Raw genomic sequence first — 8,764 nt, 5'->3', positions numbered from 1 at the left:
GGTTGACGGTGATGAAGGCATAAGTATCCAGGATTGCGCGGCCATCAGCAGACATGTTGGTTTTCATTTGGAAGAAGAAAATGCGATTGAACAGGCTTATAACCTGGAGGTATCTTCTCCCGGTGTTGGCGAAGCATTAAAACTAACAAGACAGTATCATAAAAATATTGGTCGGGACTTGAGTGTAAAACTGGCAGGGGGAGATAAGAAAGAGGGTAAATTGCTTTCGGTTGGAGAGAACAGTCTTACAATTGAAGAAAAAGTCAAAGAAAAAGGAAAAAAGGTTCAACTGGTGGAAAACACTATAGGACTGGAGAATATAACAGAAGTAAAGGTTTTAATTTCATTTAAATAAAAATGAGCAATATTAATTTAATCGATTCATTCCAGGAGTTTAAAGACTTCAAGAACATCGACCGCCCAACAGTGATTAGTGTGCTGGAAGAGGTGTTTCGTAGTATGTTGAGGAAAAAATATGGTACGGATGAGAATTGTGATGTGATTGTTAACCCTGATAACGGGGATTTAGAGATCTGGCGTACAAGGAAGGTCATGGAAGATGGCTTTTCTGAAGACGATGATCTGGAAATTGAACTGGCAGAGGTTAAACAAATCGATCCCGATATGGAAGTTGGAGACGACTACATTGAGCAGATCACCTTGGAAAGCTTTGGAAGAAGGGCTATTTTGGCTGCACGTCAAACCCTGGTTTCTAAAGTTCTGGAGCTTGAAAAAGACGAGATATTTAAAAAATATAAAGACCGCGTTGGTGAAATCGTAACAGGAGAGGTTTACCAGGTTTGGAAAAAAGAAACTTTGGTGCTTGATGATGAAGGCAACGAATTGCTGATGCCTAAAACAGAGCAGATCCCTGCGGATTATTTCAAAAAAGGAGATACGGTTCGAGCGGTGATCTCTAAAGTGGATATGATCAACAGTACACCAAAGATCATTATTTCCAGGATCGCCCCTGAATTTTTACAGCGTTTGTTTGAAATTGAGGTTCCTGAGATCTTTGATGGTCTGATCACCATTAAGAAAATTGTTCGTGAACCAGGAGAGCGTGCCAAAGTAGCGGTTGAATCTTATGATGACAGGATCGATCCGGTTGGTGCTTGTGTGGGGATGAAAGGTTCACGTATTCACGGTATCGTGCGAGAACTGAAAAATGAAAATATTGATGTGATCAATTTCACCAATAATATTTCATTATACATTACCAGGGCATTAAGTCCGGCAAAAATCACTTCCATTAAATTGGATGATGTAACCAAACATGCATCTGTATATTTGAAACCAGATCAGGTTTCCCTGGCCATTGGACGTGGTGGGCACAACATTAAACTTGCGGGTAAACTGACAGGTTATGAAATTGATGTTTATCGTGAGGCTGGTGAAGAAGATGAAGATGTGGATATCGAAGAATTCTCAGATGAGATCGATAGCTGGATTATCGATGAATTAAAAGCCATCGGTTGTGATACAGCTAAGAGTGTATTGTCACTTTCGATAGATGAATTAGTAAAACGTACTGATTTAGAAGAAGAAACAATTAAAGAAGTTGTTAGTATTTTAAAATCAGAATTTGAATAAACGTAACTTGCAGTGCGCTTAAGGAGCACTGAGGTTCATGTGGGAAATTAAAAACAAATCACATACACATGAAATAAAACAAGAATAAACGTTACTTTTGTATAAGAATTAAGAAAAAAGAGGAGATCAATGTCAGACGACAAACCAATAATTTTATTTAAGGCAGTTAAGGAACTTAACGTAGGGATAGCTACGGCCGTTGAGTTCCTGGAGAAAAAAGGCTTTTCTGTCGAGAATAAACCCACAACAAAACTTTCAAGGGATATGTATGATGCATTATTGAAAGAATTTCAGGGAGATAAGATCGTAAAAGAAGAAGCCAATCAGATTGTTATTGGTAAAATTCGTCGGGATGAACCTGAAGTTGTGGAGAGAGCTGCAGAAGCCCCGCAGAAAAATGTTGAATTCGAAAATGAAGGTGTTCTGATCAAGAATCTTCATTCGTATACACCTCCGGTTGAGAAACCGAAAGAAGAACGCCCGGTGGCTAAAGAAGAAACTCCTGTAAAAGCGGTAGAAGAAAAAGCTGCTGAGAAAACAGAAGAGAGTTCTTTGCCTGGGGTGAAGATCATCGGGAAAATTAACCTGGATGATTTGAATTCAAAAACGCGTCCGGTTAAGAGAGAGGAAGCTCCTGTTAGCCCTGCGCCGGTAACTCCTGCTCCGGCACCTGTTGCTGAGGTTAAAAAAGAAACACCTGCACCTGAAGTACCGAAAGAGGAGCCAAAGGTTGCAGAAGTTATAAAAGAAGAAAAACCTGCAGAGGTTAAAGCAGAACCGGTTCAGCCCGTTGCCCAAGTGAAGGCAGAGGAGCAGCCAAAACCTGCTGAGCAGCCTGCTGCAATTAAACCGGAACCGGTAAAAGAAGCAGTGGAACCAAAAATTGAAAAGCCTGAAGAGGTAGAGGTTATTAAAGCCAGGTCAGTAAAACTTTCCGGGCCAAATATTATTGGCAAGATTGTGTTGCCAACAACACCAGAACGTAAGTCTCAGCCAATTGCGTCGTCTAACGATAGCGAGAGCGCGAAGAGAAAGCGTAAACGTAAAAAAACTCCGGGAGGACATCCTGGTCAGGGGCAAAACCCGAACCAGGGACAACATCAGGGAGCGCAAGGTCAGGGAAACAATCCTCCGGCCGGCCAGCAGAATCCTCCAAGACCTGCAGGTGCACCTACGTTTACCAACAGACCGGATTTTAGAAATAATACAAATAATGCAGCCAGCAGGCCTAATTTTAGAAACAACAAACCAGGAGCGCATCCTGGCGGATCTAAAGAAGAGCCTACGGAAAAAGAGATCCAAGATCAAATCAAGGCAACACTTGCCCGTTTAAGCGGAGCAGGTAAGTCTGGTAAATTTGCGCAACGTGCAAAACTTCGTCGCCAGAAAAGGGATGATGTAGCCATGTCTGCAGATGAGGCAGCTTTAGAACAGGAATTACAATCCAAAGTATTAAAGGTTACCGAGTTTGTTACGGCAAACGAACTGGCCAATATGATGGATGTTCCGGTAACTAAGATTATCGGTACTTGTATGAGCCTTGGAATGTTCGTATCGATCAACCAGCGTTTGGATGCAGAAACTTTAACAATTGTTGCTGATGAGTTTGGTTACGAGATACAATTCGTTAAACCGGATGATGAGGGTGATATTTTAATTGAAGAAGAGGATTCAGAAGAAGATTTGGAACCAAGGGCTCCGGTTGTGACCATTATGGGTCACGTGGATCATGGTAAGACTTCCTTACTGGATTATATCCGTAAAGCAAATGTGGTTGCCGGTGAGGCAGGGGGTATTACCCAGCACATTGGTGCCTATATGGTTACTACTCCAACTGGCAAGAAAGTAACGTTCCTGGATACACCGGGTCACGAAGCCTTTACAGCGATGCGTGCTCGTGGTGCGAAAGTGGCGGATATTGCGATCATTGTGGTTGCTGCGGACGATGCGGTGATGCCTCAGACAAAAGAGGCAATCAACCATGCGCAGGCTGCAGGTGTTCCATTGGTGTTTGCTTTTACAAAGATTGATAAACCGGGTGCAAACTCGGATAAGATCCGCGAACAGTTGTCTATGATGAATATCCTGGTAGAGGATTGGGGTGGTAAATTCCAGTCGCAGGAGATTTCTGGTAAGAGCGGATTGAACGTTGATCTGTTATTGGAAAAAGTATTGCTTGAAGCCGAATTACTAGAGCTGAAAGCAAATCCTAATAAACGTGCTACTGGTAGCGTAATTGAGGCTACTTTAGATAAAGGCCGTGGTATCGTTACAACAGTTCTGGTACAGGCGGGTACTTTAAAAATTGGAGATCCGATTTTAGCGGGGAGTTATAGCGGACGTGTTAAGGCGTTGTTTAACGAGCGTGGACAGAAAGTGGACAATGCAGGTCCTTCGGTACCGGTACAGGTATTGGGTATGCAGGGTGCGCCTACTGCCGGTGACAGGTTCAATGCACTGGAGAGTGAAGTGGAAGCAAGAGAGATTGCAAACAAACGTTTACAATTGATGCGTGAGCAGGGCTTGCGTACGCAGAAACACATTACTCTGGATGAGATTGGCCGTCGTTTGGCAATTGGTAACTTTAAAGAGCTGAACTTGATCATCAAAGGTGACGTGGATGGGTCTATCGAGGCCTTGTCAGATTCATTATTGAAACTGTCTACTGAAGAGATCCAGGTGAACATCATTAGTAAAGCTGTAGGTCAGATTTCAGAGTCTGATGTATTACTGGCATCTGCTTCTGATGCGATCATTATCGGTTTCCAGGTACGTCCTTCATCTGGTGCACGTAAGTTGGCTGAGGCCGAGCAAATCGATATTCGCTTGTACTCTATCATCTACGATGCGATCAATGAGATCAAAGCGGCGATGGAAGGTATGCTTGCTCCGGAATTCGAAGAGAAAATCACTGCGAACGTGGAGATCAGAGAGACTTTCAAAATTACGAAAGTGGGTACCATTGCAGGATGTATGGTGTTGGATGGTACAATTACCAGGAATAGCAAGATCCGTATTGTTAGGGATGGTGTCGTGATTTACACTGGTGAGCTGGCTTCACTGAAACGTTATAAAGATGATGTGAAAGAGGTGAGCAGAGGTTACGAGTGCGGTCTGAATATTCAGAACTTCAATAACATTGAGGTTGGGGATATTGTAGAAGCCTACGAACAGGTTGAAGTGAAACGGAAGTTGTAACAGACTTTTATATATAGAAAAGCCGCTTAAGAGATTAAGCGGCTTTTTTGCGTTTATGGAGGTTTGGTCAGTGCTCAATAAGAATCCAGACCCGCTGAAAACCCAATCAGTTTAGAGTTCAATTTTTATACTTGTTTTATATGGCTATAGCCGAAGAGAAGCCTTAGCGAAAGCAAAGAGAATATGGAAGCTCTACGGCGCCTGATTAATGCGCGCAAGAAGGTATTATTCATTGCATAAAGAAGGAGGAACAGATAATTGTGACATACTCATATCCTGTATTTAGTCAGACCGGATATTTCCTTCAATTATACCGTACAAATAATTGTGTTTATATTATAGTAAGGCTGTCAAAATACTATTACGGTCATCAAAAATTTACTCCCATTTGGGCATTGATAATCCTACCTACTTTTTGTATGGAAAATCTGGATACATTACTTATTTTTTTCTTAAAATCTATCTTTACCATCAATCAGAAATAGGTCTGGTTATACACATTAACGATAAACAAAATGTTAAAAAAACTATGTTTTGTTTCTTTCTCGCTCGCTCTCCTAATAAGCAATGGGTGTAAGAAGGAACAACAACCGAAAATTCAAGCAAAAAAAGAAGTGGCTAACAACGCTTCTATTGTCTCAAAAAGAACAAGACAAGCTAATCAAGTTTCTTGGTAATTACAATGAGGGTAAAGTCTATTTAACGAAGCAAAAAATAACTTTACTGTTAGATCTTTGAGTTTAAGTTTTTACGGGACTTTTTTTTGCAAACTTCTTTAGCTGAAATCGATATTCCATGCCTAATTTGCCTACATTTATGACTATTTCGTTGTGTCTGCTTTTCTTAAATAGATCTGTAATTCTGGTAGATTTTATATTCTGATTTCTTGGGGTTTGGTCTTATTTTATCAACAGTTAAAAGTTTAAGTCTTTCTATAATTCGAATAGTGTCTGAAAAAAATAGGCTTTCATCTAATGCTTTAATGTCCTTAGACCCTTTGGTTTTGCATTTTCTGAGACCAAAATTATCATGGCAGAAGCAAGGTTTTGAAAAAAGGCTTTTAACTTATTTCTTGTTTGAATTTCTAATTTCTATCAATCGTTCTCTGGTTATTTGTACAACGTCATGATAGATAAAGTTGCCTGTTTTTGGATCAAAGCTGATCTCTTTAATGTCTAAATGGTAGAGTTCCGATAAATAGATTTTTAAGGACTCAATCTCCAGTGAATCTACAGAAGATTCTTTTTTAACTTCTTCTTTTGTAAGTTCATTTGATTGTTTCTTACATCCAGCTATTGTAACGAGAGCTACAGAGAGAGAAACTAAACACATTTTTTTGATTGTTCTTTTCATTGTTAATTTATTAATTAGACCATAATACTTCTGGCTACTAAATATGATAAAAAGGAAGGGATATGATTTTGCGTAATAACGTTCAAAATTTGAACCGGACTAGATACGGAACTTAAATTTCTAATACCCAGAAAATTTGCTAAAGGTAGATTAATCTTTTTGATTTGAATCAAAGAATTGAGCCGTACACTAAATTATTACTTGTTGGAATGGGTTTGTTATTAATGGGATGCCATGAGATTGGCATATAGAGCGTTTTTTTATCATGGGAACTTGTTAAGTTTAATAATCCAAATAAAGAATTTGGTAATATGAATACAATGGCTGATTTTTAATTCTTATGAGTTTTGGCTCGGATTGGTTGGGTTAAGTGGGAAATTTGGAATTGCATCTTACTTGAAAGAATATGCAATTCCTATCGTTGCTGCTAGTGTTTCATTGTATCTTGAGGCTTGTAACTCATCGATCTGTTTTTGCTGGCCTGTTAGAGATCGGTAATAATGCCCCTTTATCGAACAAGAGAGATCGTTTAGAATTCTATAGTTTAAGCCTATCTTGGCTGTCCAGCCAAACTCTGATCGGTTGTCACGCTGGCTAAAAGGATATTGGGATTTAATACCTTCTACTTTAATTAGCTCGTCTCCTTCTGAACCTGAGGACAGTTCGAAAACGTTTGGTGCGATGCCATTGATTGTACTTTTTATCCAATAGGCGTAGTATCCTCCCAGTGCGGCTGATAAATTTAATCGGCTTATTAACTTCCTTTCGAATTTGATACTTATTGGGAGTTGCAGATAGGTGTTGTTTATATCCTGATAGATGTTGTTGGTGTTTTTGAGGGAATAATTCTTTTGCAGCATACCGGGTGAAGCTTCAACTGCGATCCATTTGTTCAGTTGATGGTCTATATTCAAGTTTATGATATAGCCTTGCTTAGAGGATAGGGTGAGGTTGCTATTTACAGGCTTGAACCTTAATTTATTGTAAGTTATTCCAGCATCCAGACCAATATTTGTTTGGGCTTTTACATTTAGGATACAGGTTAAACAAATAGAAGCAATGATAGAGAGCGATTTTTTAATGTTCATTTTTGTTGATTTGATTTATTGCTGTTTCAAGCTGAAGATCCTTTCCTGCGGATAGTGCTTGAAGATTGAAAGGAGAGGAAATGTCTGGTGTAATGCCAATTCCCTCATAAAAAGTCCCGTCTATGCCTTTAAATTCTACTGAAGATGTCTTTACACTTAAAAAAGTTCCGATATTAAAGGAACCAGCATTAAAAATATCTGGATCTGAGAGTGGTCCTGTAGCGCCATAAGTTTGTTCTCCTATGAATAGATTGGCTTTAGATTTCAATGCAATAATCATAATTTCAGATAAGGATGCTGAGAAATTGTCTCCTAATAACATGATGGGGACGGTTCCTGAATAGTCAGGATCGTGTTTTAGACTGGATTCGAGCCAAGGCAGGTAATCGAGTTTCCCCATGCCGGTTTTGCTTCTGCTGTAGCCAAAAATATGATCTTGAGGAACGAGCTTGCCCGCGAGAAAATTAAGGTCTTCTATATTGCCGCCGTTGTTGTTTCTAAGGTCTAGTATAATACCTTTAATGGGATTCCCGGTTTTTTTTAGGTTAGAAAAAAAGTAGTTAAGAATTTGTTTTATGGTATTGTCTCCGGTTGAATTATAGGACTGTTTGAGCGCAAAGAAATTGCAATGGAAATAAAGGATGTTATTGTTGATGGTGCCTGATGTGGCGCTTATCAATTCTCCATTATTACTAATATTTCCTCTTCCAGAGACAAAGCCATTGTCTAAATAAGGTTTAACCATATAATCATAGTTATATCTGCCGTGGTAGCCTTGTGCTTTAACTTTTCTAGCTAAAGAAGGATTAATCACGGATCCGTTTAGCGGTTGTTCAAGGAAGGTGATGCTGAGGTGATGATCGATTAGGTTGCTTGTCATTTGTGTGAAGTAGGACATTGCCTTTCTTTTGTCTTCATCACTATTGCTGAGCTGATCAAATAATGGCTTATATTGTTTGTATACAGAATTCCAATCGGTGGTTTCTCTGTCCCAATACACGTATTTACTATTCATTTTATCCCAGAACTGTGCGAATATTTTAGGGAAGGTATCTCGGGTTTCATTGATGTCAGAAGTGGTGTCTTTCTTACATGAACCGAGAATGGTAGTTAGTAGAAAGATGAAAATGGAGTAAAAGAGGGTAGGTACAGGGTTGAGATTGCGTAATTTTTTATTCATTGGTATTGTTTCAAAATCTAATTTGTTGATATGAGATTTAGTAGCAAAATTACTAATAAGATCCTTATTAATTCTGGTTTGTAGAAGAGAATAAAAAAGAGTAATAAATGTGGCTAGCATAGAGTTAGTTGGCTTTTTTATTGAAATCTTGATTTGTTAGATCGTTTTCTGTTGATATCTTTGTCGACTCTTAGAAAACGCTTTTATTAAATAATGCTTTTATGAAAAAACAAACAAAAATGGCCTGTGTTATCTTGGCCTTTGCAGCTATTTTAGGTGGTTGTAAGAAAAGTGACGCTCTTAAATCTGATTCAGAAATATTGTCGAAGGGCAATAGTAAGCTTTCAGGAGG

The 8,764-nt window shown here is 39.2% G+C and carries 6 protein-coding genes; 3 read left to right on the top strand and 3 right to left on the bottom strand.

What is annotated here, in order from left to right:
• The 3 genes from rimP to infB all read left to right on the top strand — a co-directional run.
• The coding region (rimP, locus tag DBR11_RS17505; RefSeq protein ID WP_233260801.1) for a ribosome maturation factor RimP at nucleotides 1–355 on the top strand (355 nt) is incomplete at its 5' end.
• Between the two features lie 2 nt (nucleotides 356–357).
• Complete coding sequence (gene nusA / locus DBR11_RS17500) at nucleotides 358–1,593, top strand: transcription termination factor NusA (RefSeq protein WP_108553935.1); 1,236 nt, start codon at nucleotides 358–360, stop codon at nucleotides 1,591–1,593.
• 129 nt (nucleotides 1,594–1,722) lie between these two features.
• Nucleotides 1,723–4,791, top strand: coding sequence for a translation initiation factor IF-2 (gene infB, locus DBR11_RS17495; protein WP_108553934.1), 3,069 nt, complete (start codon nucleotides 1,723–1,725; stop codon nucleotides 4,789–4,791).
• Nucleotides 4,792–5,856: 1,065 nt separating this feature from the next.
• Here infB and DBR11_RS17490 read toward each other — a convergent pair.
• From DBR11_RS17490 to DBR11_RS17480, 3 genes are all read right to left on the bottom strand, one after another.
• Nucleotides 5,857–6,144: a hypothetical protein gene (locus DBR11_RS17490; RefSeq protein WP_108553933.1), complete on the bottom strand. Its 288-nt coding sequence runs from the start codon at nucleotides 6,142–6,144 to the stop codon at nucleotides 5,857–5,859.
• Between the two features lie 392 nt (nucleotides 6,145–6,536).
• Nucleotides 6,537–7,232, bottom strand: a complete 696-nt coding sequence (locus tag DBR11_RS17485; protein WP_108553932.1) for an outer membrane beta-barrel protein — start codon at nucleotides 7,230–7,232, stop codon at nucleotides 6,537–6,539.
• The gene (locus DBR11_RS17480) at nucleotides 7,222–8,412 is read right to left on the bottom strand and encodes a S41 family peptidase (protein WP_158275314.1); all 1,191 of its coding nucleotides are present in this window, start codon (nucleotides 8,410–8,412) and stop codon (nucleotides 7,222–7,224) included. Before DBR11_RS17480 ends, DBR11_RS17485 begins: the two co-directional genes overlap by 11 nt.
• Between the last annotated feature and the right edge of the window lie 352 nt (nucleotides 8,413–8,764).

The sequence above is a fragment of the Pedobacter sp. HMWF019 genome (assembly GCF_003061025.1).
Taxonomy (GTDB): domain Bacteria; phylum Bacteroidota; class Bacteroidia; order Sphingobacteriales; family Sphingobacteriaceae; genus Pedobacter.
The sequence above is the reverse complement of the archived record's forward strand: the minus strand, read 5'-3'. Positions and strand labels throughout refer to the sequence as shown.